General features: G+C 61.5%; 19 protein-coding genes. 13 read left to right on the forward strand and 6 right to left on the reverse strand.

All coding sequences use genetic code 11. From position 1 onward, the window contains the following. Positions 1-139: 139 nt before the first annotated feature. The 3 genes from ACIPZ8_RS25665 to ACIPZ8_RS25675 form a co-directional block, all read right to left on the reverse strand. Entirely contained in the window at positions 140-1,327 is a 1,188-nt protein-coding gene (locus ACIPZ8_RS25665; protein ID WP_400729312.1) for a hypothetical protein, read from the reverse strand. 63 nt (positions 1,328-1,390) lie between these two features. Further along, a complete protein-coding gene (locus ACIPZ8_RS25670) occupies positions 1,391-1,858 on the reverse strand; it encodes a VOC family protein (protein WP_400729315.1) in 468 nt (155 codons plus the stop codon). Positions 1,859-1,968: 110 nt separating this feature from the next. Further along, positions 1,969-3,588, reverse strand: a complete 1,620-nt coding sequence (locus tag ACIPZ8_RS25675; protein WP_400729318.1) for an NADP-dependent glyceraldehyde-3-phosphate dehydrogenase — start codon at positions 3,586-3,588, stop codon at positions 1,969-1,971. 138 nt (positions 3,589-3,726) lie between these two features. On the opposite strand from ACIPZ8_RS25675, the gene ACIPZ8_RS25680 reads away from it, so the two are divergent. The 8 genes from ACIPZ8_RS25680 to ACIPZ8_RS25715 all read left to right on the forward strand — a co-directional run bounded on the left by ACIPZ8_RS25680 (position 3,727) and on the right by ACIPZ8_RS25715 (position 12,855). Next, a complete protein-coding gene (locus ACIPZ8_RS25680) occupies positions 3,727-5,328 on the forward strand; it encodes a putative bifunctional diguanylate cyclase/phosphodiesterase (RefSeq protein WP_400729320.1) in 1,602 nt (533 codons plus the stop codon). A 384-nt stretch (positions 5,329-5,712) separates the two neighbouring features. Then, positions 5,713-6,870 carry a hypothetical protein gene (locus ACIPZ8_RS25685; RefSeq protein WP_400729322.1) on the forward strand — a complete coding sequence of 386 codons (1,158 nt, stop codon included), beginning with the start codon at positions 5,713-5,715 and terminating at the stop codon, positions 6,868-6,870. A 74-nt stretch (positions 6,871-6,944) separates the two neighbouring features. After that, positions 6,945-8,063 carry a glycosyltransferase family 61 protein gene (locus tag ACIPZ8_RS25690; protein ID WP_400729325.1) on the forward strand — a complete coding sequence of 373 codons (1,119 nt, stop codon included), beginning with the start codon at positions 6,945-6,947 and terminating at the stop codon, positions 8,061-8,063. A gap of 234 nt (positions 8,064-8,297) precedes the next feature. Continuing rightward, a complete protein-coding gene (eppA, locus tag ACIPZ8_RS25695) occupies positions 8,298-8,474 on the forward strand; it encodes an EPS-associated small membrane protein EppA (RefSeq protein ID WP_181004478.1) in 177 nt (58 codons plus the stop codon). Between the two features lie 287 nt (positions 8,475-8,761). Then, the gene (locus ACIPZ8_RS25700) at positions 8,762-9,307 is read left to right on the forward strand and encodes a polysaccharide biosynthesis/export family protein (protein WP_159410208.1); all 546 of its coding nucleotides are present in this window, start codon (positions 8,762-8,764) and stop codon (positions 9,305-9,307) included. A gap of 25 nt (positions 9,308-9,332) precedes the next feature. Continuing rightward, complete coding sequence (locus ACIPZ8_RS25705) at positions 9,333-10,451, forward strand: hypothetical protein (RefSeq protein ID WP_400729329.1); 1,119 nt, start codon at positions 9,333-9,335, stop codon at positions 10,449-10,451. Between the two features lie 20 nt (positions 10,452-10,471). Next, on the forward strand, positions 10,472-12,037 hold the full coding sequence (locus ACIPZ8_RS25710; protein WP_400729332.1) for a GumC family protein: 1,566 nt from the start codon (positions 10,472-10,474) through the stop codon (positions 12,035-12,037). Between the two features lie 11 nt (positions 12,038-12,048). Beyond that, positions 12,049-12,855, forward strand: coding sequence for a CpsD/CapB family tyrosine-protein kinase (locus ACIPZ8_RS25715; RefSeq protein WP_400729335.1), 807 nt, complete (start codon positions 12,049-12,051; stop codon positions 12,853-12,855). Between the two features lie 431 nt (positions 12,856-13,286). Here the strand turns inward: ACIPZ8_RS25715 and galE are convergent, their stop codons facing one another. The 3 genes from galE to ACIPZ8_RS25730 all read right to left on the reverse strand — a co-directional run bounded on the left by galE (position 13,287) and on the right by ACIPZ8_RS25730 (position 18,456). Next, positions 13,287-14,249, reverse strand: a complete 963-nt coding sequence (galE, locus tag ACIPZ8_RS25720; protein WP_400729338.1) for a UDP-glucose 4-epimerase GalE — start codon at positions 14,247-14,249, stop codon at positions 13,287-13,289. 75 nt (positions 14,250-14,324) lie between these two features. Beyond that, positions 14,325-16,925: a glycosyl hydrolase family 5 gene (locus tag ACIPZ8_RS25725; RefSeq protein WP_400729341.1), complete on the reverse strand. Its 2,601-nt coding sequence runs from the start codon at positions 16,923-16,925 to the stop codon at positions 14,325-14,327. Between the two features lie 4 nt (positions 16,926-16,929). Beyond that, entirely contained in the window at positions 16,930-18,456 is a 1,527-nt protein-coding gene (locus ACIPZ8_RS25730) for an O-antigen ligase family protein (protein ID WP_400729344.1), read from the reverse strand. Between the two features lie 377 nt (positions 18,457-18,833). Between ACIPZ8_RS25730 and ACIPZ8_RS25735 the strand changes: the two genes are divergently transcribed. The 5 genes from ACIPZ8_RS25735 to ACIPZ8_RS25755 all read left to right on the forward strand — a co-directional run bounded on the left by ACIPZ8_RS25735 (position 18,834) and on the right by ACIPZ8_RS25755 (position 22,640). After that, on the forward strand, positions 18,834-18,956 hold the full coding sequence (locus ACIPZ8_RS25735; RefSeq protein ID WP_400729347.1) for a hypothetical protein: 123 nt from the start codon (positions 18,834-18,836) through the stop codon (positions 18,954-18,956). Beyond that, the gene (locus ACIPZ8_RS25740) at positions 18,953-20,419 is read left to right on the forward strand and encodes an FAD-dependent oxidoreductase (RefSeq protein ID WP_400729349.1); all 1,467 of its coding nucleotides are present in this window, start codon (positions 18,953-18,955) and stop codon (positions 20,417-20,419) included. Before ACIPZ8_RS25735 ends, ACIPZ8_RS25740 begins: the two co-directional genes overlap by 4 nt. 121 nt (positions 20,420-20,540) lie before the next feature. After that, the gene (locus tag ACIPZ8_RS25745; RefSeq protein ID WP_400729352.1) at positions 20,541-21,158 is read left to right on the forward strand and encodes an acyltransferase; all 618 of its coding nucleotides are present in this window, start codon (positions 20,541-20,543) and stop codon (positions 21,156-21,158) included. Further along, entirely contained in the window at positions 21,151-22,107 is a 957-nt protein-coding gene (locus ACIPZ8_RS25750) for a glycosyltransferase family 2 protein (protein WP_400729355.1), read from the forward strand. The genes ACIPZ8_RS25745 and ACIPZ8_RS25750 overlap by 8 nt, the downstream gene beginning before the upstream one ends. 8 nt (positions 22,108-22,115) lie before the next feature. After that, positions 22,116-22,640, forward strand: a complete 525-nt coding sequence (locus ACIPZ8_RS25755) for a serine O-acetyltransferase (protein ID WP_400729357.1) — start codon at positions 22,116-22,118, stop codon at positions 22,638-22,640. Positions 22,641-22,650 lie beyond the last annotated feature (10 nt).

Consider the following 22,650-nt stretch of genomic DNA (forward strand, 5'->3'; position numbering starts at 1 on the left):
CGGTCGTTGTAGGAGCGGCCTTGTGTCGCGAAAGGGCTGCGTAGCAGCCCCGGCAATCTGTGATCAGAGCCGAGATCCTGTGGCAGCGTTGCGGCCCTTTCGCGACACAAGGCCGCTCCTACAAGTTTTGCAAACGTCTTCAGCGCTCGCGCATGAAGAACCCGGCCACATACTTGCGGAAGGTTTCCAGGCTCTTGAAGTCCGCATAGCGCTTGAAGTTTTCGGCATCGGGCTCCGGCCCGATCGGCTGCTCCAGCAACGACACCGACAATACCCGGTCCTGATCCGAGGTCAGCACCAGCTCATCCATCACCTGCCCACCGATCACCGGCCGGCGCATCTGAACCTTCACGCCTTTGCTGGCCATCCAGTCGATCAGCGACACCAGCGCCTTGAGTGGCTCGCGCTCTTCGTCGCGGTACACCGGAAACATCTGCGCGCGTGACAGCACCGGCACGCTGGCCACGTGAATCAGTTCATAGAAGTGGCTGCCCGCCGTGGTGGGCGAGTACAGGGCCAACGCCAGCAGGGGGCCTGACGTGCGGCTCCCACCCCAATACAGATGATGCCCCTGGAAATCGAAGCCATCTTCACTGCGGTTGTTGAACAGCTTGCGCCCCTTGATCTGGTCGACGCAGTCCAGCATCAGGCCATGGCGACGGTGGTTGCCGAACACCGTGGCTTCACGCAGGCGGGACTTGAGCATCATCATGTGCTTCATGTCCAGGCGGGTTTCCAGGTAGTTGCCGGCCGGCACCCGTTCGAGCAACGGGTAGCGACTGGCGACACTGCGCAGCTCGGCGAACTGGCCGGTGAGGTCTTTCTTCAGGTGCGTGGCGTACAGGTTCAGGCCGCTGGTCTCGATCCAGGTCAGCAACAGCGACAGCAGACGCTGCTGTTCGCGACGCTCACTGGCTTCGCCCGCCGAACCACTGTCGTCACTGGCCTTGCGGTAATCGCCGATCAGGCGCAGCGGGGTGTCCGGCGCCAGCCAGGCGGCAGGCGCGACCGGTTCATTTTCGCGCTCGCTGGCTTCGCGTTCGTCCTTGGTGAACGGGCAGCCGGGCGCATGCTCGGCGGTGCCCGGATTGTTCTTCAGAAACAGTGTGCCGGTGCTGCCATTGAGGGTGACATTGAGCACCGGCAAGGCATCCTTGCGGCAGTCGCAGGCCAGCCACTGGTTGGCGCTGCGCACCTTCATCAGCAGCTGGTTGGCCTGCAGCAGGCGCGGCCCGGCGAGGCTGCCGGTGGCGAAACCGGCCAGCAGTTCCTCTTCGGCCGGGGTCAGGCTGCGCACCTGCGCGGCGGTTTTGTCGATGATTCGCATGAGGCAGCTCCAAGCTACGAGCCTCAAGCTTCAAGCAAACGCGCCGCGCTTTCAACTCGTCGCTCAGCTGCCGCCGAACATCTTCGCCGCACGGGCGCGGATCTCGTCGGGGCTGAGGTCTTCCTTGTGGGTGGAGACGAACCACATATTGCCGAACGGGTCTTTCAGCGAGCCGCTGCGGTCGCCGTAGAACTGGTCCTTGACCTCGTGCAACTGCGTGGCGCCCGCCGCAATGGCCTGGGCATAGACCTTGTCGCAGTCCTCGACATACAGATGCAGGCCCACGGCAGCGCCGGCGAGTTTCTGGCTGGCGGTCAGGCCGCCTTCCATGTCGCACGGGTCGGCAAGCATCAGTGAGGAGTCGCCAATGCGCAATTCGGCGTGACCGACGCGGCCGTCCGGGCCTTCGAGGCGGAACATTTCCGTGGCGCCAAAGGCCTTCTTGTAGAACTCGATGGCCTTGGCGGCGTCGTTGATGGCCAGGTACGGGGTGATGCTGTGCTGGCCTTCAGGGATGGGTTTGGCTGCCATGTTCGACTCTCCTTGATGATGGGCGCCGAGAGGCGCCCTGATGCTTAGAGTCGTCTGCGCAGATGGAAAATCGACCATGATGCTAGATCGATTCTCTATAAGCGCGGCAGTCAGAAGATGTAGTCGGTGGTCAGGAAACTCGATTGACGGTTGCTGATGATCTCGCTGATCAACGCCTTGTTGGCCTCCTGGAAGCGGGTCGCGACCAAGGTGCGGATGGAGAACACACGCAAGGCATCGTGCACCGACAGGGTGCCTTCGGCGCTGTTCTTGCGGCCGTTGAACGGGTAGGTGTCGGGGCCGCGCTGGCACTGGGCGTTGAGGTTGATGCGGCCAACCTGGTTGGCGAAGATGTCGACCAGGTGGCCGACAGTGGCCGGGTCGTTGCCGAACAGGCTCAGCTGCTGGCCGTAGTCGGAGTCGAGCACGTAGTCGATCACGGTCTGCAGGTCGCGATAAGGCACCACCGGCACCAACGGGCCGAACTGTTCCTCGTGGTACACGCGCATGTCGCGATTCACCGGGTAGAGCAGGGCGGGGTAGAAGAACGAACCGCGGCTCTGCCCGCCGCTTTCGTTGAGCACCCGTGCGCCTTTGGCCGTGGCATCGGCCACCAGCTGGTCGAGGTAATCGACCTTGCCCTGTTCCGGCAGCGGCGTCAGTGCAACGCCTGGCTCCCAGGGCATGCCTGGCTTGAGCGCGGCGAGCTTGCGCTGGAATTTGTCGAGGAAGGGTTCGACCACATCCTCGTGGACGAACAGGATCTTCAGCGCCGTGCAGCGTTGGCCATTGAACGACAGTGCGCCGGTAATGGCCTCTTCCACGGCATTGTCCAGGTCCACCTGGGGCAGGACGATGCCCGGGTTCTTTGCGTCCAGGCCCAGGGCCGCACGCAGCCGGTGCGGGCGTGGGTGCAGCTTCTTCAGGTCGCTGGCTGCCTTGTGGGTGCCGATGAAGGCGAACACATCGACCTTGCCGCTGGCCATCAGTGCGCTGACTGTCTCGCGGCCGCGGCCATAGATGACGTTGATCACCCCCGGCGGGAAGCTGTCGCGGAACGCTTCGAGCAGCGGGCGGATCAGCAGCACGCCGAACTTGGCCGGCTTGAACACCACCGTGTTGCCCATGATCAGGGCCGGGATCAGCGTGGTGAAGGTTTCGTTGAGCGGGTAGTTGTAAGGGCCCATGCACAGCGCCACGCCCAGCGGCGCACGGCGGATCTGGCCTAGGGTGCCTTGTTCCAGCTCGAAGCGGCTGGAGCGGCGGTCGAGGTCCTTGAGGGCGTTGATGGTGTCGACGATGTAGTCGCAGGTGCGGTCGAATTCCTTTTCCGAATCCTTGAGGTTCTTGCCGATTTCCCACATCAGCAGCTTGACCACGGCGGTGCGCTGCTCGCGCATGCGTGCGAGGAAGGTTTCCACGTGCTGGATACGCTCGGCCACGCGCATGTTCGGCCAGGTGCCACGGCCCTTGTCGTAGGCGTTAACCGCCGCGTCCAGGGCGGTAAGGGCGGTGTCGGCGTCGAGCAATGGCGCGCTGCCGAGCACGACCTGGCGCTCGCCGTCCGCTTCTTTCAGCCAGACCGGGCTGCGCACCGTGGCCAGTGGCCCGTCCCAGCGCCTGAGTTCACCGTTCACCAGGTAGTCGCGTTGTTCCAGCGGTGCCCCCAGGCGCCAGTTTTCGGGAATGTCGCCGGCGGCGGGAAACAGCGAATCGAGCAGATGTTCCATGGGTACTGCACCTCATGTGTCTTGGCGGGTGAAACGCTTCAGCTCCGAGCATGCACCCTGGGCAAGAAAAACACCAGTCTGGCTCAATATTGCGCGCGCCGCGCCGATACAGGGGCAATCGCCCACACCTGCAGGCTTATGACCCCGTCCAATTCCCCGATGACCGACGAACCGATACCGACTACCGGCACGCTGCGTCGCGCCCTTCGCCGCTTGTTGCCAGTTGGCGTTTCCCTGGCCGGCATCAGCGTGTCCATGGTGCTTGGCCACGTCGACATCCAGCGCCAGCAAAGCCAGCAGGACACGAGCCTGTTCCACTCGCCGCTGTTCTGGTTCGCCCTGACCTGCAGTGGCCTGCTCAGCCTGTTCATCGCGCAGATCAACCGCAAGCAGCGCCAGCTGCAACAGCGCAACCGCGAATTGCAGCGCTCGCAGGCGCAGCTGGAACGCCTGGCGCATTACGACACCATCACCGGTTTGCCTAACCGGGTGCTGTTCCAGCAGCAGTTGGCCGAAGCCACTGCCGAAGGCCATGGCCTGGCCGTGCTGCTGCTGGATATCGACGGTTTCAAGCAGGTCAACGACAGCCTGGGCCACGCCATGGGCGATCTGTTGTTGCAGCAGGCGACTGCGCGCTTTCTTCAGGAACTCGACACCAGCGACCGGGTATGCCGGCTGGGCGGCGATGAATTCGTGTTCATGCTCCAGGGCACCCAGGGCCAGGTCAGCCACCAGCTTCGGCAGTTGCTGCGCTGCCTGCAACGGCCGTTCGACCTCAATGGCAATGCCGCACTGGTGACGGGCAGCATCGGCCTGGCCTGGTGCCCGCAACATGGCGAAGACGTTGGCAGCCTGCTGCGCCATGCCGACACGGCCATGTATGCGGCCAAGGAGGGTGGCCGCAACGCCTGGCGCCCCTATCACCCGGACATGACGGCACGGCTGCACCAGCGCCTGGAGCTGGAGCGCAACTTGCGCCGGGCGTTGCAGGATAACGAGTTCGAATTGTGGTACCAGCCGAAGGTCGACCTGTTCAGCGGTCAGCTGGAAGGGGTCGAGGCCTTGCTGCGCTGGCGCGACCCAGAGCATGGGCTGATACCCCCTGGCGAGTTCATCCCGCTTGCCGAGCGCACCGGCCTGATCATCCCCTTGGGTGAGCGCGTGCTCGACCTGGCCTGTGCGCAACTGGCCGCCTGGCGCGCCGCCGACTGCCTGCCGGGGCCGCTGGCGGTCAACGTGGCGGCGCTGCAGATCGAGCGCAGTGACTATGTCTCGAGCCTGGCCATGGCCCTGGAACGCCATGGCCTGGCCCCCAACCTGCTGGAAGTGGAGATCACCGAGAGCCTGCTGATGGAAAGCCAGCAACAGGCGTGCGCGGCCTTGGCCCAGCTGCAAGCCATGGGCGTGGCCACGGCGGTGGACGACTTCGGTACCGGCTACTCGTCGCTGGCCTACCTGCGTGCCTTGCCCATCGACCACCTGAAGATCGACCGGGCGTTCATCAAGGACCTGCCGGATGACGATGATGCGGTGGCTATCGCCCGGGCGATCATCGACCTGGGGCATGCCCTGGGCTATCGCATCACGGCCGAAGGCATTGAGACCCAGCAGCAGTATGACTTCCTGCGCAATGCCGGGTGTGACCAGGGCCAGGGCTACCTGCTGGGGCGGCCGATGCCGGCAGCCGAGTTGCAGAAGTGGGTGGCGCGTAACCCGCTCAGGGCGGGTTTGCCGCGTTAGCGGCAGGGCATTTGCAGTGCCGCAGACCCTGGTGTCTGCATGGCTTCTCGCAGGCCAGGCGCAGCATTGTTGTAGCCGTCCTGGTCGAGTGCGCCGGCAGTGGAGTAATACAACTTTCAGTGTATTGAAACAGGGTGGCTATATAGCAAAAGCAGTACATGACGCTTGCCCCATGCCACTAAAATTGACGCCATTAATAAAGCTGCGATGCTGTCAAAATGCCGCTTGCCAAGCAGCGCAGCTGCATCTTAAATTGTTACTGAATGTGAAGGCGGCATGCGTAGTTGATAGTTTATAAATCAACACGTTATGCAAGCTTTCAAGCTCCGCTTTATTGTTTTCCGATCAGCCCCGTTGACAACATCAAAGGACGTCGAAGAAGACATGAAAGAGAACTTGGCGGCTGTGGCGCGAAAAGTGATCTCGCCTTCCATGCGTTACGAAATCCGGACTGTTTCAAGCAAGTTACGCGAGCTGCTGGCCCGTACCTGCTTCTGGCGCTGGGAAATCTCGCGTTTCCGGCTGCAGCAGGCCAGCCCTTACGAAATCCTCTACATCGGCAGGAAGCAGCAGCGCGAAATGGCCAAGCTGCTGATTGGCGGCAAGGGCCAGCAGCCACTGGCCGAAGCTGCCGATGAGGCCGCTCCTGGCGAGCCCCGGCATGTGGTGGTGGTGAGCGAGATGCCGACTTCCGGTTCGTTGACGGTACCCCATTACCTGAGCGCCGTGGTGCCCCTGGGCCGTTCGCTCGATGACATCACTGCTCGCTACGACAGTGAACTGCGCCGCAGCATTCGCAAGAACCGCCCGCTCTACCAGATGCGCCAGACGCTCGCCGATGACGAGATTGCGATGGCCGATCAACAGCTGCTGCGGCCCTATGCCAGCGCCCGGCAGGGGATTCATGCGGCGCAGTTTCCGACCGACGAAGTGTTTCGTCTGGCAAAAGGGGTAGGGCGCCTGGACCTGATCACCTGCGGCGATGAGGTCATCGGCTGCCACCTGGGCTGCGAGATCACGCGGGACGGCAAACGCTATTGGAGCACCCTGCGTTTCGGCTATTGCGAAGCGGTGTTCTCAGACCCGAAAAAGTTGCGCGAGGTCAATTCGATCACCACGTTCATGGCCCTCGAGTGGGCGTTGGCCAACGGTTATGACTACTACGATATCGGCATGTGCCTGGCGCGGCCGGACGACGGCCTGCTGAAATGGAAGCGCCGGCGTGGCGGTGATATCGACGAATTGGGCAACCATGCCTACCTGTTCATCCGCCTGCCTCGGACGGGGACCGCGCAATTCCTCTGGGACACGCCATTGTTCGCCGTCGAGGGCAACAAATTGACACTTCACCTGGGCCTGCCGGAAGGGCCCAGTGATGATGAGGTCGCCAGCCGTTATCACGAGATGGTGTTTGGTGGCCTGCACAAGATCTACCTCTATGGCACCGGGAGCAGTGGCGAGTCATTCCTGCAAACCCTGCGCAGCCGTTACGCCACGCTACAGTCCCCGCCCATGATGGAAAGGGTCGTCGTTTCCAGCTGAACCGACTTCAAGGTATGCCTGGAGTGCGTGCCTTGCCTCAGACCAGACACCTGTCACATCGGGAGGGGCGTTTCATGGGTAGTGGTATTTCGAACTTCAGTGGCTCCTCGGTTGCCAGCCAGAACACCTGGACCCTGGCGGCCTACCAGCACATCGCGCGCAAGCGCCTGGCATGCAAGGCTGATATCGATATCAAGCGTGTCGCCGAGAAGGTCTGGGATATCGCGCCCGGTGAAACAACGGTATCGCCACCGGCATTCTACTTGCCCAACCAGTTGGAGCGGGTAACGGGCTGGGAGGCCAAGCGCTTCTATCCGTATGTGCATCCTGCGCGGACCATGGAAGGCGGGATCACTGTCGAGCAGGGCCCCACGCGTGGCTACCTGCTGAAGGATGTCTGGCTGATCGACGGTGCGTTGTACAAGGGCAATGCCAGCCATTGGCTGTCGTTGAAGCCGAGCCGGTTCCCTGGCGTCACGGTGGACCACGAAATCGACCGCGGGGCCATCTACTGCACCCAGAATGGCAATACCTGGTTCGGTACCTGGTTGATGGAGGACTGCCCGACCTACGCCCTGGCCTGCGAAGAAGGCGTGCCGGTGACCACGGCGCCCTCGGCTCGCTACCCGCTGTTCAGCCAAGGGCCGGCGTATGAGCGCTGGCTGGGCATGCAGCCACTGCGCACGCGGGGCGCGTTCTTCCATGAACTGGTGCTGTTCGACGACCTCAGCAACAACCGCAACCGGTATTCGCGCTACCGCGCCATGGGTGACAAATTGTTGTCGCATGTCGACCCGTCGCCACACCCGGGGGTGTTCATACTGCGTGGCAGCGATGGCGACTTGCGCCTGATGCGCAATGAGCTTGAAGTTGCCTCGCACCTGCAGAAACACCGCGGTTTTCGCGTCATCGACCCGATGAAGACCGATGTGCCAGGCATCGTCGCCGCCTGTGCGGGGGCGAGAACGGTAATTGGCGTTGAAGGTAGCCAGCTGGTGCATGGCGTCAATGTATTGCAGCCCGGTGGTTCGATACTGGCACTGCAGCCGCCGAACCGCTTCGTGAGCTACTACAAATACCTGACCGATCGCGACCATCAGCACTTCGGTTTTGTGGTCGGCACACCGCAAGGTGAAGGCTTCACCATTGATATCGATGAAGTGGAGCGGACGCTGGATCTGTTCCCTTATTGACCCTCGATCTGTCGGCAATCGACTGCCAGGCTGTGCGCGGCAATGCAGCCCTGGCAGGGTGAAAATCCCAGCAAAATCATGCTGACGGCATTTTGACGAAGCTCGGCATGTCCCATTGAGATTTATTATGGTGTCGGATCATTGACGTAATGTCATTGTGCCCATAAGCTCAAATCAACAGCGATACAGTCTTCCGCCAAATCAATAACAACTTACCTCTTGCAGGGGGCGAACATGCGCTCGACTCTGTTCATCAAGTCTTTCTTCCTGTTGGTTTTATTGACGGGTGCAGCGCGAGCGGCCGACTCTTATCTGACTGAAAACACCATTGTTCCGCTGTCTTCGGCGGGATGGTTGTTTGCTTCCGCGGTGATCGGTTTCATTGCGGTGGCCAATAGAAAGAAGATCTAAGTTGTGTCTGTTTTATCACGATGCCAATGCGTTGACGCTAAAACGTGGGCTTTTACGTTTTTTCGGGGGCGCCAATGCTTGTCAATTTTACAGCTGTTGCTATATTCCAGTAGCCAGCGCCCTCGGCGCAAACAGCAGTACAGAGGCAGGCAGGGCGGCATCGCGGTAAAGGGCCTCGAGGATGGGTGAGGCCGTCGCAGCAAACGCGCTGCGAAGCGGAGCGAGAGGTTCGTCGTTGTACTCATTCAGTGCTCTTAACCTGGGCCGACTGGCCGGAGGGATCCCTCATGGTACGTTTGCTGATGTCCGTTCTCTGCGCCCTGGTGGTCTGGTCCGGCACCGTTGCCGCCGACACTTCCTCTTCTGCCTACCTGTTAAGCCCCGGCGACAAAGTCATGATCTCGGTCTGGCAGGAAGACACCCTGCGTCAGGAAACCGTGGTTCTTCCCGATGGCAGCATCACCTTCCCGCTGGCGGGTCGCGTGGATGTTGCCGGCCTTGAAGCCACCGCCGTGGCGAGAAAAATCGAGACCGCACTGAAACCTTACCTGGCCCAGCCGAATGTCAGCGTGGTGGTCACCAGTACGGCTGGCAATCTGGTGTATGTTCAAGGCAAAGTGATCAAGCCCGGCCCGGTGCCGATGGCAGGCCCTACGGCGGTGCTTCAGGCCCTGAGCATGTCGGGCGGAATGGACAAATTCGCCGACGAAAGTGCCATCAAGGTGATTCGCGGCCAAAAGGTCATGCCGGTGCGATACAAGGATCTGGTTTCTGGGCGTGACATGTCCACCAACTTCCAACTTCAGGCTGGCGATACGCTGGTCGTACCCTGACTCTCCTAATAACTAAGAACGACTTGTGCCTATCAATAAAACGACGAGTGTTGTAACGGCAATCATGATGATGCCGTTCTCCGGGGTGGTTGATGCCGCCAACTGGCAGTCTTCAGTCGAGGTTCCCACGACTGTCGAGTACGACAGCAACCCATTGCTCCTGACGTCCAAGGAGAAAGGTGTGACGCGTACGATCATTGCGCCTGATTACACCCTGGTAGGTCAGTTCGATCGCGATCAGTTGCGCATGGGCGTGGGCATGCATGTGCTGCGTTCATCGGACCGCTCGGTGATGGATGACCGTGAAGACCCGAACCTGCGCCTGGGCTGGCAGCGCGAAACCGAGAGCGGCGGCTTTGGCCTGCTGGCGCAATACGACGAGAGTTCGACGCTGTCCGGCGCGGTGCAGGACACCGGCGTGGTGGTCACCACCGACGGCACCCAGAAGATGTCCAGGCTCACGGGCAACTGGAGCAGCGCGGTGAGCGAGCGCAGCACCCTGTCCAACGAGCTTCGCTACTCCCATGCCAGTTACGACATCAGTACGCTGATCGGTTACGACGAGTATGCCAACGAGTTCAACTGGACGTATGCCTGGAGCGAGCGCACCGACATCATCACCGGCTTCGAAGCCCGGCGTTACGAGCCAGACAGCAACAGCACGGCCATTGCCACCAACAGCTATGTCCCCAGCATTGGCGTCAAGTATCAGTTCTCCGACAGCTTGGTCGGCGCCATGCATGTCGGCGTCAACCAGACCAACGGTGCCGGTACCCAGCGCCGCGGTGAAGGCGGCGCATCGCTGACCTACCGCGGTTCGCGTCACGAGGCCAGCTTCAGTGCCGACCGCACCACGATGTCCAACGCCCAGGGCGGTGCTGCCGAAATGGACATGGTGCGTGGCAGTTGGAGCTACCTGCTCACAGAAACCACCCGGCTCGGCGCAGATGCCTGGTGGCAAGACAGCAAAGGGCAGAACCCCAACACCACACAGACTTACAGCGTCTGGGCCAGCCGGGCGATTTCGCCGGCCTGGGACCTGCGCTTTTCGTTGCTGTACAAGGAGCGCCAACAGGATGGCCTGCCCGATGCCGACGCTACCATCGCTGGTTTGACGCTGACGTACAGATACCCCGACATCTGAATTTCGGATTGGTGGCCACTATGAAATCTGAGTACGAGCTTTCTATCAAAGATTACATCGCCATCATCAAGGACCGTGCCTTGCTGCTGGCGATCGTCATAGTGGTCGTGGTGGCCGCTACCATCGGGGTGGCGATCAGCGTGCCGCCGATCTATCAGTCGACCGGGACCATTCTGGTGGAGTCGCAGCAGATCTCCCCGGACCTGGTCTCGGCCGGCAACAACACGTTTGCCGATGAGCGTATCGAGGTCATCCGCCAGCGGGTGATGACCCGCGAGAACCTGGCGCGGATCATCGAGAAGTACAACCTGTTCGCCGACCGCGGCAGCCGCTTCAGCGAAACCGACAAGATCGAGCAGATGCGCAGTGCGATCGTGGTCGCCACGCTCAGCACGTACGTCAAGGGGCGCGGCGAGGCCACGGTGGCCTTCACCGTATCCTATGAAGACAAACGCGCGGACGTGGCCAAGGAAGTGGCTGACGAGCTGGTGTCGCTGTTCCTCAACGAGAACATGAAGCAGCGTACCGAACGCGCCACCGAGACCACCGAATTCCTCTCCCAGGAAGCTGACAAGCTCGGCGCCGAGCTGGCCGACCTGGAAAACAAGCTGGCGGATTTCAAGCAGGCGCATTCCAATGCCTTGCCTGAAAACCAGCAGTTGCGCATGAGCATGTTGTCGCGCTCGGAACTGGAGTTCCGTGAAGTGGACCGTGACTACAAGGCTGCGCAGGAAGAACTGCGTTATCTGGAACTGGAACTGGCGGCGGCCAACTCCGGCGTGCCGACCCAGGCGGCCAATGGCAGGGCCGTTGCCCCAGACCCTCAGGATCTGCCCGGGCTGAAGGCCGAATACGCCCGACTGCTGACCAAGTACACCGAAGCGCATCCGGACGTGGTGGCAATCAAACGCAAGATCGACGTGCTCAAGGCATCGGGTAACCAGGGCATTGCCGCAGCGGCTGGCGGCAACCTCGACGCCGCGCGCGTACGGACCAAGATGGCGGCTGCGCAGTCGCGCATCGCCTCGCTGGCCGATCAGAAGCGCCAGCTGACCACCAAGATGGAAGGCTACGAGGCCGATATCCTCGAGGCACCGCAAGTCGAACGTGGCCTGGTGACGCTGCTGCGTGACCATGACAACGCACGCAAGAAATACGAAGAAATACGCAACAAGCAGATGGGCGCGAAGATTACCGAGAGCCTCGAGCAGGAAAACAAGGCTGAGCGTTTCGTGCTGCTGGAGCCGCCGCTGATGCCGGAAAAACCGGTCAAGCCCAACCGCAAGAAAATCGTCGCGCTTGGCCTGGTGCTGGCCCCGGCCGCTGGCGGTGGCCTGGTGATGTTGCTGGAAATGCTCAATCAGCGCGTGCGCGGTGTCGGTGCCCTGGAGAGCGTGCTGGGCCGGCGTGTGCTGGTGGCGGTGCCGTATATCACGACCAAGGCGGACAAGGCCAGGCGCAAGAGGCTGACGTCGATGATGATCGGTGCCGGTTTGCTGCTGGTTGCTATCCTGTTGGTGGGTGTCCACATGTTTTACATGCCTCTGGACCTCCTGCTTTTCAAAGCAATGGCTCGGTTTGAATAGGGAGCGCAGCGATGGACAGAAGTACGCCGGCTATTGGTAAGAACATTCACCAGGTTTCACCTGCCACCTCCGATACGGCGCAGGTGCCTTCGGTCATGCAGAAGCCCGGGGAGCTTGGGCAATTCGATTACGTACAGACCAAGGTGGTGCCGCTGAACGCGGAGCACCTGGAGCGTAACCGGATCGTGTCCTTCAACAAGAACTCGAACATGAGCGGGGCGATCGACCTGCTGCGTACCCAGGTGCTGCAGGCCATGGAGGACAATGGCTGGCGCACGCTGGCAATTACCTCGCCAACCCCCGAGGCGGGCAAGACGGTGCTGGCCGTCAACCTGGCCATGAGCATTGCCCACCACACCAACAAGACTGCCTTGCTGGTGGACTTCGACCTGCGCCGCCCGCGGGTAGGCAGCAGCCTGGGCTTGCCGATGGAGAAGGCGCTCAACGACGTGCTCAATGGCAAGGCCTGGCTCGAAGAGGCACTGGTCAACCCGACGCTGCCACGCTTTGTCGTGCTGCCGACACGTGAGCCGGTACCGATGTCTACCGAGGTGCTGTCGTCCGCCAAGGTCAACAACCTGATCACCGACCTGCGCGACCGCTATGACTCACGGATCTGCATCTTCGACCTGCCGCCATTGCTGAGTTCGGATGACGCGATCACCGTGCTGCCGAAGTTCGACTGCGTGCTGCTGGTGGTGGCCAACGGCATGAACAGCAAGAAGGACATCGAGGATTGCCTGTATCACCTGGCCTCGTCGAACCTGGTGGGGGCGGTGTTGAACAAGGCGGATGAGCAGCTGCGGACTTATTACTAGGGGCGCGTGCCCCCGGCACAGGATTAACTGGCCCGAAACAGATGTAGGAGCGGATTTATCCGCGATGCGCCGCGCGGGCGGCGCTCGATCTGATAGGCGCTACACCTCTCAAGGCATGGGCATGGCACTCATGACCGGCGCTTCAGCCATTCGGTTTTTCGCACAGGCCTTTGGAGGTAATGGGCTAGGGGCATGTCGGGAGATTGAGTAAAGGCCACCAAGTGCTCGGCGACACAGTTTCTGCGCCTGGGAGATCGAGCGCCGCCCGCGCGGCGCATCGCGGATAAATCCGCTCCTACATCTGTTTCGGGCCAGTTATTCCTGTGCCTATGGCGCGCGTACCCCTTGTGTGTCCCACGTCGTATCGAGGTGTGCGCTGGCGACGCTCCATGCCGGCATAGGGGCTGACAAATAGCCAGTAAGAGTAACAATCACTTCCAGGGATATTTCAACTCCCACGTCCACGCATGGCTCACGATCTCATCCAGTGAAGTGTGCACGGGCTGCCAGCCCAGCACCAACCTGGCTTTTTCAGCATCCGCCACCAGGCGGGGCGGGTCCCCGGCACGGCGTGGCGCTTCAATCACGTTGATTGGCCGCCCGGTCACCGTGCGCGCCGTCTCGATCACTGCCTGCACCGAAAACCCCAGCCCGTTGCCCAGGTTGAACGCCGCAGTCGCGCCACCTGCCAGCAGGTACTCCACTGCTTGCGCGTGCGCTGAAGCCAGGTCGGCAACGTGGATATAGTCACGGATGCAAGTGCCATCGGGGGTGTCGTAGTCGTGGCCGAACACGGTCACGGCCTCACGACGCCCCGAGGCTGCCTGCAGGATCAGCGGAATCAGGTGGGTTTCCGGCTCGTGGCATTCGCCCAGCTCGCCGTCCGGGTCAGCGCCGGCCGCATTGAAATAACGCAAGCTCACCGAACGCAGGCCATAGGCCCGGTCGAAGTCTTCGAGCATCTGTTCCACCATCCATTTGGTGCGCCCGTAGGGGTTGATCGGCACCTTGGGGTGTTGCTCGTCGATGGGCACATACTGCGGGTCGCCGTATACGGCGGCACTGGAGGAGAAGATCAGCCGTTTGATGCCTGCCCGGACCATGGCCTCCAACAGGCTCAGGGTCGCGCAGACGTTGTTCAGGTAGTACTTGTCGGGGTCTGCCACCGACTCGCCGACCTGGATGAACGAGGCGAAATGGAACACGGCATCGAAGTGATAGTCGCTGAACAGGGCGTCCAGCGCGTGGCCGTCGGCGATGTCCAGACAGTCCCACTCGATGCTGGGCGCTGGCGCCTCGAGGTCTGCCACCACCACCTCATGGCCGGCACGCAGCAGGTGCTTGACCATGTGTGAACCGATATAACCTGCACCACCGACAACCAAGTACTTCATCCAATCCTCCTGGAACAGACGCAGCGTCGAATGCCTGGAATACAGGGCTTCAATGACTGTAGATGGCGATATGCCCTATTTCAAGAACAGCCAGTTGGCCATGTGCTGGCCGTCGAACGTGATCAGGTAGCGCCCATCCTTGTAACTCACAGGCAGGGTATTTTCCTTGCCGTCGCTGGTGCGGCTGTAGAGTTTCAGGCCCGCCGGCGCCCTGATGCTCAGGCTGCCTTCGAGGGGTTCGACGTGGAAGGGCGTGACGTCTTCGGGCCTGGGGATGGCGCGGCTGCCCAGTGAAATGAACAAGCTGCGCGACTGGGCGAGCGGCTTGCTGTCCAGGCTCTGCACCACGACACTGGCATAGCCGGTTTTCAGCTTGACCTGGATATCACCCACGCTCAGCGACTGGCCACCCAGCCAGCCAGTCGCCGCCTGCGTCATGGGCGTATCGATGGTGTACAGGCCCTGCTGCCAGTTGTGGCGTAGCTCGCCGTTGTCGCTTACGGCTTCGCTGGCATTGGCATCGATCAGTGACTGCTCTGGGTCTTTCAGCACCTGTGCGTCCGCGGGCATCGCACTGGCCTGCAACCACGGCAATTCTGGAGTTTGCGGCATGGCGATCTGCAGGCGGCCTTTCTCCATGGCCGTGCGCAGCAGCACCGAGTTGGCCGGTGAGATCTCCTGGTTGAACAGGGTCGCCGCCGTGGGCGCGAAGACGTAGCGGGTCTTGGCCTGGTGCACGTCCTGGCGCCGGTAGAGCAGGGCGCCTGCGGGGAGGGTGGCGATCAGCCCCGGGTCGTTGTAGGCATTCCAGTTGTCGGCCCGGCGCCATTGTTCGAAGAACGCCTGCTGGCTGTAGGCGTACTGCATGATTGCATCCCAACCCTGGTGGCTGCCGGTGCCGGCCACGTAGAGCGGCAGCGTGTGGCGGTCGGGCAAGGGGAAGGGCTCGGCGTTCCACTCGGTGACGGTCATCGGCTTGCCCAGCACCTGGGCGGCGCCCAGCCAGTTGATCATGCCGTCGCTGCTCAGCGGGTTCTTCTCCAGCTGGCCGAGGCCGCCGTAGCTGTGAGCATCGACCACGTCACCCGCTGTCAATGCGGGCAGCGAGGACAGGCCATTGAGGCCCCAGGTGCTGGTGGTGGCGATCGGCACCTTGACCCCGAGCGTGCGCAGGTAGCCGATCATGTCGGCGTAGAAGCGCTGCTCCAGGTCGTTGAGGAACAGCTTCGAAGGGCCGTGCTCCCAGGCGCGCCAGGTCTTGTCCATCGGCAGGTCGTGGCGCTGGGCAAAGGCCTTGGCCTGGTCCATGTAGAGGCGGCTGTGCTTGGGGACATCCTTGTCGGGCAGCAGTGCGTTGCCGAAGTGGTGGGTGACATCGTTCTCGTTGGTGATCAGCACGGCGGCAATCGCCGGGTCGTCCTTGTAGGCGAGCCCGGTGTAGCTGTTGACGTGGGTCAGGTACTGCTCGGCAAAGCGCTTCAAGGCCTGCTGCAGGGTGACGTTGACGAACAGGTAGCCCTTGAGGCCAGCGACACCATGGTCCTTGGGCAGCTCGTCGAAGCCATAGATGTTGTCAGCAGCAGTGACTGGCCGTGATACATGCAGGTCGAGCCACACATAGATACCTTCGTCCTTGAGGCTCTTGATCCACAGGTCGATCTTCTTCAGCGACTCGGCGCTGAGCTGCTGGGTGTCCTTGATCTGCAGCAGGTCACCGAAGATGTTGGGTGTCACCCAGGGGGAGTCGTGGTGGTGCAGGCGCACGAGGTTGAAGCCGAGCGCCGACAGACGCTTGGCCTGTTGCCTGATTTCTTCGTCGGGCGTGCGGAACAGCGCGTAGGCCGACAGGTTGGTACCCCAGAAGCGTACCGGGGTGCCGTCGGCGAACATCAGCTGTTCGCCGTCGGCCTTGACGAAGCCGCGCTTGCCGGCCGGTTTTTCCGGCGCGTTAAGGAACGACAGGTCAACCGGTGAAGTGCGCCAGTCGAGTTGGTCATCCGGCCACGTCGTGGGGTCGGTCATGCCAAAGCGTTCAGTGGAGGTCTGGCCAATGGTGATATCCCCGGTCACTCTCAGCTGTGCCTTGATCTGCTGTTGCCCAGGCTTGATCGGGTCGGTGTAGAAGAAGGTGCGCACCTGGTCGGTGTTGCCGCGCTCGAAATACACCTTGGCCAGCGGTGGGTCGAAGCGCATTTCGACATGTGGCCCTTGGGGGTTCTTGCCCCACGACCAGCCGCGATTATCGGGTAACAGCACCGGGTCGCCCATTTCCCCGGCAATCAGCGTGGGGTCGAAGCGCCAGACGATACCGCCCCCCATCACGTTGCTCTGCCGGCTGTGCGCCTGCAGGTCGAAGTCCCAGGTGAGGGTCTGTGCCTGGGGCTTCTGGATGTCGGCCTTCAAGTCGAAGTCCAGGTCCTTGTTGCGGCCGCTCAGTGTGTAGCGGTAGGGCCCATCGACCTTGAGCGCAGGATAGAACCCGGTCCACCCCCAGTTCGCGCCCCAGAAGTCGAAGCTGGGCACGAAGGCCGGGCCACCCCCGTGGGTCAGTGTGGGCAGGCCGTTCTGTTCGTCGACACGCACGACCCACTCGGATGCCCAGGCACTCACTGGCAATGCCAGCAGGCCGACCAGTAGCGATGTGCGGGTCCATGTACACAGGGCAAGACTGGGCATCGAACTACCTCGGTTGAAGGCTGATGGTGGTCACCTGGCTGGTTTCTGCAATGGCCTGTCGGCGCATCATCTGGATGTAGGCGACGCTGAGCCCGGCAATCGACCAGTACACGATCGGGATGACCGTGATGCTGCTGACGGTGAAGATGGTGACCAGGATCCCCAGCAAGGTCGCCAACAACACCCGCCCCAGCAGGCGGTACGGGTCAGCGTTGTCGCTGATCGCGCGCATCGCCCTGTGGATACCCAGCAGGATGCAGGTGAAAAAGCCCAGGAACAGCCCCAGCCCCACCAGGCCGATGCGCAAGGCCAGGCCGACGTAGGTGTTGACGATATCGATGATACCTTCGCCCTGGATCATCGATTGCATTTCCGGGGTGCTGCGGTAATCGAAGGAGCCGAACAGCGGGTTGCGCTGGATGACGATCCACGAATTGTCGAGCAGGCGTTGGCGGTAGGTGATGTTTTCCGTGTCCACCTTGCCGATGAAGGGCAGCAGATCGAGTATCTTGTCGCCACCGGGCATGACGCTCAGCAGCGGTATGCTCAGCACCCCGGCCAGAGCCAGCAACGCCAGGCGCGATACGGCGCGCCTGCCCAGCGCGATGAACACCACCACGATCACCCCTGCGCCGATCCATGGGCCGCGCGAGAGCGGGGCAAACAGCCCGGCGGCCAGTAGCAGGGCACCCAGGTAGCGGTGCGCAGGCTTTTGCACGAAGTGCTGCACGAACAGGAACAGGCCGATGGCCACGGCCATCACGTAGCCGAGCACGATGGCCTGCCCGGTGGTGACACTGGCACGCAACGAGCCGCCACGGCTCAGGTAGGCTTTCATGTCCCATTGCAGGCCCAGGGCATCGAGCAGGGCGTTGTACAGCAGCCAGTTGCGTACGTACTCGGCAACCCCGAGCAGCGCCAGGAGAAAGCCAACGAGGACGAACGCCAGCATGGCGTCCTTGAAGTCACTGAGTTCACGCAAGCCACGGCTGGCAACGTAGTAGGGCAGGAACACGTCGATGTACAGGCTCAGCACCTGGCGCAGTGTGTCGGTGACGGTGGTTTCGCGCAGCGCCAGCGCACTGGTCAGCACCAGGCTGGCCAGCAGCAGCTTGTCGGGCAGCAGGCGGCCGAAGCGAATGCTGTCGCTTTGCTTTCGCAGCACCAGCGCCGCTGGCAGTAGCACGCATAGCGTCAGGACGCGTTGGTGGTTGATGTCGAACAGGTAGTTGATTACGCCAAAACCGGGTATTTCGGTCATCGCTGGCGGGATCAGGAACAGCAACATGAAAAACAGCGCCAGCGGGTTGTGCTCGCGGCGCTGGGCAACCAGCAGGATGAGCGTGGCGGCGCCGGCATACAGCCAGAAGCTGTGGGCGAAGAAGGCCACCAGGGTCAGGGCAAACCACAGGTTGCGACGTCGCTTGAAGTCCGTCAGGGGGATCAGGTCCGTTGCCGGACGCCGGGCCATGAAGAAAACCACACTGGCCACAAGCATAATGACGACCAGGGCTCTTAGATGTTCTGGCATGGGTTGTAGGCACCTATCCCTCGGTGGGCTGGATTGAGGCTAGCATCGTGGCTAAATGAAACTATAGTGAGTTCTAGCCATTCGGTCAGAGATTGATGTCATGCAGTCGATTGAAATTGTGGCGATCAGAAAATTCCAGCACAGGCACGAGGCGCAAGTTATGCCTATGATTGCGACAGGGGCACTCGGTGCCTCTTTGTCGACGCGTTTTATCGATTGACCCTGATGGTCGCCCGACAAGGCCCGCAGCAGAGCGCGGGGCATAATAAAATCAACGGTATGGGGCTGTGATCATGGGGAAGCTGCAGTTTTGTACTCCGTTGCTGGGGCGGAGAGGCTTTCTACGCAATAGTGTCTTGTTGAGTGCCGGGGCGGCCGTGTTCGGTGTCTGTGTCGATGCCAGCGACAGTGCAGCGCGCAAACCTGAGCCAAAGGGCGGCTTCGTCATCATCAATGGCTGGGTGTTGCCGGTGGGGTACTTCCAGGACGGGCGTTCATGATCAAGGACTACGACACCGACAGAAAACTGCGTGACGCTTACGATTTCTGCATCATCGGTGCAGGCCCTGCGGGGATCACGCTGGCCTTGCGCCTGGCCGGTGCGGGATGGAGCGTGGCGTTGCTCGAAGGCGGCGGGCGCGAATACACGCCGCGTTCGCAGGCGTTGTACAAGTGCACCTCCACTGGCCTCGAGCTGTATCCCGGAGAAGCCCGCCTGCGTTACCTGGGCGGCACCTCCAATCACTGGATGGGGCGTTGCCGGCCGTTCACCGAATCTGATTTTGCCGTGCCACCGCCAGTCGACATGCCTGGTTGGCCGATCCCCTTCGATGAAATCGAGCGCTATCTGCCGGGCGCCATGGAGATCGTCGATCTGCCCCAGGGTGCGGAATTTCGCGCGGTGAATCCGGGCCTGAACGGTGGCGATTTCGATGCCGACCGGTTCCTGCTCAGCCCGCCAACACGTTTTGCGCAGAAATACGCCACGGCACTCGACGAAACGCCCGGGCTGGATGTGTTCATCAACTGCAACTGCGTCGACCTGCAGTTCGATCAGGCCAACGGCCACTTGAAAGCCATACAGGTGTCCGATTACGACGGCAAGCGCCAGCCGGTCACCGCACGCAACTATATCCTGGCCATGGGCGCCATCGAAAACGCCAGGCAGCTGCTCAACAGCCAGTCGTTGGCGGACGCGGGCATCGTTCGCAAGGACGGCCTGGTCGGTCGGTGCTTCATGGAACACCTGAATATCGACATGGGCAAGTTCATCCTGCGCAGCGGGGAGGACAGCGAGCCGCGTCAATACTTCACCTCCGATGCCTTCGTTGCCGAATACCACGCCGGCAAGGGCAATGTACTGGCGTCTGTGCTGGATGATGTGCGGACCTACGGCCGCACGGCCGAAGTGAAGCACTTCCTGGAAAACCTGGCCTGTGAAATGGGCGTGGCCAGCAAGATCGAATTCGTGGCCAAGTTCAGCTGCCCGGGCGATGGCGTGATCACCACGCTGATCGAGCAGTTCCCGAACGTTCAGAGTCGTATCTCGCTGCTGGATGAAAAGGACGAACTGGGCGTGGCCAAGGTCAATGTCAACTGGGTGTTGAGCGCCGATGACCGGCACACCATCAAGTGCATCGGCAGCGAACTGGCCAAGCAGTTCGCCGAAACGGGCCTGGGGTTCATCAAACTCAGCGACTACGTCTACGACACCAGTCTGCCGCTGATGTTGTCGCCGCATGCGCATCACATGGGCACCACGCGGATGGCGGCCGCCGCGAAGGACGGGGTGGTCGATATCAACTGCAAGGTGTTCGGCACCGAAAACCTCTATGTCGCCGGCAGCAGTATCTTCGCCACCGGCGGGGCCTCGAACCCGACCATGCCACTGCTGCAGTTCGCCTTGCGGCTGGCCGATCACCTCAACGAGAAGATGAACACCACAAAGGGAGCGGCGGCCTGAACCGGCAGAACTGAAGTAGCGGTGTGAAAGGGTTGAGTGCATCAGGGTCAGCACCTACAAGAACGAGACCTTGTTCGCCTCAGGGACAGTCCAGGATCGCTTGATTTGCGAGGCTTGCCATATGTTTGGATGGATACGCAGTGCAGTGGCGCGTTATGCCAACACCACCGGGCGAGGCGTTACGGCCTACCTTAAACTTTGCAATCCGACACCGAGGCAGTGGGGCGAATTCCAGTACCGATGGGGCAAGTTCTATTCCGTGGGCAATAACTTTCACATGAATGTCGGTTGCAACGTCACCGACCCGGCGCTGGTACGCATTGGCAACAATGTCGGCTTGTCCGATTGCACGCTGCTTGGCCACGATGGCGTAGTCGCGCTCATCGAACTCTGCTATGGCAAGAAGCTGGATTCCGTCGGTGTCATCGACGTCAGGGACAACAGCTTCGTCGGGCATGGCGCGATCATCATGCCCCGTGTGACCATCGGGCCTGATGCGATAGTGGCTGCCGGCGCGGTAGTGACCAAGGACGTGGCCCCAGGGACGGTGGTCGGCGGCAACCCGGCCAAGTTCATCTGTACCACTGAAGACCTGATCAAGCGGGTCGAAGAGCGTTGCAACGCTTACCCGTGGATAGACCTGATCAAGCAACGCAAAGGGTCCTTCGACCCGTCGCTGGAGTCAACCTTGGCGATGCACAGGCGTCGCTTCTTCTTCGGGGACGGCAGCAATGGATAAGAAGCCTGTCGATGTGATGGTGGTCAACTTCAACACCGCGGCGTTGCTGCAGCCGATGTTCGATGCACTGCGCGCCGCAGGTGGCGAGGCGTTGGCCAGCTACCTGGTGGTGGACAATGCCTCGGTTGACGACTCGGTGGAGCGTCTGGGCAAGGTCTGCCCGCAAGCCTTGTTGCTGAGCAACGAGCGCAATGTCGGATTCGGTCGCGCCAACAATCAACTGCTGGCGCACCTGCAGGGCAAGTATGCGCTGCTGCTCAACACCGACGCCTTCGTGGCGGCCGACAGCCTGCAGAAAACCGTCGACTACATGGAAGCACACCCGGAGTGCGGCATTCTTGGCGTGCGCCTGGTGGGCCGGGATGGCGACCTGCAACCGAGCTGCCGCTATTTCCCCACCCCCTTGAACGTGTTCGTCGGGCGCACCGGGCTCGGGCGTTTCTTCCCGGGGCTGAAAATGGTCGATGAAATGGACTGGGACCACGCCTCGGTACGCGAGTGTGACTGGCTGCCCGGTTGCTTCTACCTGGTGCGCCGCGAAGTGCTCGACCAGGTGGGCCTGTTCGACCCTCGCTACTTCCTTTATTACGAGGAAGTGGACCATTGCAAGCGGGTGAAGGCAGCCGGCTGGAAAGTGGTGTACTTCCCCGACACCACCGTGGTGCACATCGGCGGTGAAAGCTCCAAGTCGGTGGCCGAACTGGAAGCGGCAAGTCGGCAGATATCCGGTTATCAGATCGAGAGCGAACTGTTGTATTTCCGCAAGCATCACGGCGCGGCAGGGCTGGCCCTGCATATGCTGCTGGTGAGCCTGGGCGACCTGGTGCTGGCGCTCAAGGCATTGCTCAAGGGCCGCGGCCTGGCTGCGATCAAGGCGTGCTGGCGGCATACCTGCGCTACCTGGTCATTGTTGTTCAAGACTCAGTTTGCCAGCCAACCCACACGGTAGGTGAAACCATGTTCGATAACATCCGTGCAGACTTGCGCGCGCATGGGGGTGATTGGGGCGCCCAGGGGTTCTGGGTGCTGCTGGTCTATCGCTTTGGCCGCTGGCGTTATGGCGTACGCCCGGCCTTGCTGCGCAAAGTGTGCTCCTTCGTCTACAAGGTGCTGTTCAAGTTCGTGCAGATCATCACCGGGGTCGAACTGCCTTGCGAGGTGGTGATTGGCCGCAACTTCGTCATCGACCACTTCGGCGGCATCGTCATCAGTGGCTATGCGCGTTTTGGTGATGACTGCCGGATCCGTAACGGCGTGGTGGTGGGCCTGAAGAATGTCGACGAACCCATCGCCCCGGTGTTCGGCAACAACGTGGATATCGGCGCCGGCGCCAAGGTGCTGGGCAACATACGCATCGGTAACAACGTGACGATAGGCTCGAACGCGGTGGTGCTGATCGATGTACCGGACAACTCCCTGGCAGTGGGGGTGCCCGCGACCATCAAGGCGCGCAAGCACAGCGATGCAATGCAGTACACCTGACCCAGCCCGC

It is taken from the genome of Pseudomonas sp. NPDC089422, from assembly GCF_044749405.1.
In the GTDB taxonomy this organism is placed as follows: Bacteria; Pseudomonadota; Gammaproteobacteria; order Pseudomonadales; family Pseudomonadaceae; genus Aquipseudomonas.

Bases quoted from the DNA above. Each gene is read 5' to 3' on its own strand.
- ACIPZ8_RS25670 (WP_400729315.1), bottom strand. From the start codon at position 1,858: ATGGCAGCCAAACCCATCCCTGAAGGCCAGCACAGCATCACCCCGTAC.
- ACIPZ8_RS25750 (WP_400729355.1), top strand. From the start codon at position 21,151: ATGGATAAGAAGCCTGTCGATGTGATGGTGGTCAACTTCAACACCGCG.
- eppA (WP_181004478.1), top strand. From the start codon at position 8,298: ATGCGCTCGACTCTGTTCATCAAGTCTTTCTTCCTGTTGGTTTTATTG.
- ACIPZ8_RS25700 (WP_159410208.1), top strand. From the start codon at position 8,762: ATGGTACGTTTGCTGATGTCCGTTCTCTGCGCCCTGGTGGTCTGGTCC.
- ACIPZ8_RS25740 (WP_400729349.1), top strand. From the start codon at position 18,953: ATGATCAAGGACTACGACACCGACAGAAAACTGCGTGACGCTTACGAT.
- ACIPZ8_RS25715 (WP_400729335.1), top strand. From the start codon at position 12,049: ATGGACAGAAGTACGCCGGCTATTGGTAAGAACATTCACCAGGTTTCA.
- ACIPZ8_RS25730 (WP_400729344.1), bottom strand. From the start codon at position 18,456: ATGCCAGAACATCTAAGAGCCCTGGTCGTCATTATGCTTGTGGCCAGT.
- ACIPZ8_RS25745 (WP_400729352.1), top strand. From the start codon at position 20,541: ATGTTTGGATGGATACGCAGTGCAGTGGCGCGTTATGCCAACACCACC.
- galE (WP_400729338.1), bottom strand. From the start codon at position 14,249: ATGAAGTACTTGGTTGTCGGTGGTGCAGGTTATATCGGTTCACACATG.
- ACIPZ8_RS25675 (WP_400729318.1), bottom strand. From the start codon at position 3,588: ATGGAACATCTGCTCGATTCGCTGTTTCCCGCCGCCGGCGACATTCCC.
- ACIPZ8_RS25690 (WP_400729325.1), top strand. From the start codon at position 6,945: ATGGGTAGTGGTATTTCGAACTTCAGTGGCTCCTCGGTTGCCAGCCAG.
- ACIPZ8_RS25710 (WP_400729332.1), top strand. From the start codon at position 10,472: ATGAAATCTGAGTACGAGCTTTCTATCAAAGATTACATCGCCATCATC.
- ACIPZ8_RS25755 (WP_400729357.1), top strand. From the start codon at position 22,116: ATGTTCGATAACATCCGTGCAGACTTGCGCGCGCATGGGGGTGATTGG.
- ACIPZ8_RS25680 (WP_400729320.1), top strand. From the start codon at position 3,727: ATGACCCCGTCCAATTCCCCGATGACCGACGAACCGATACCGACTACC.
- ACIPZ8_RS25725 (WP_400729341.1), bottom strand. From the start codon at position 16,925: ATGCCCAGTCTTGCCCTGTGTACATGGACCCGCACATCGCTACTGGTC.
- ACIPZ8_RS25685 (WP_400729322.1), top strand. From the start codon at position 5,713: ATGAAAGAGAACTTGGCGGCTGTGGCGCGAAAAGTGATCTCGCCTTCC.
- ACIPZ8_RS25665 (WP_400729312.1), bottom strand. From the start codon at position 1,327: ATGCGAATCATCGACAAAACCGCCGCGCAGGTGCGCAGCCTGACCCCG.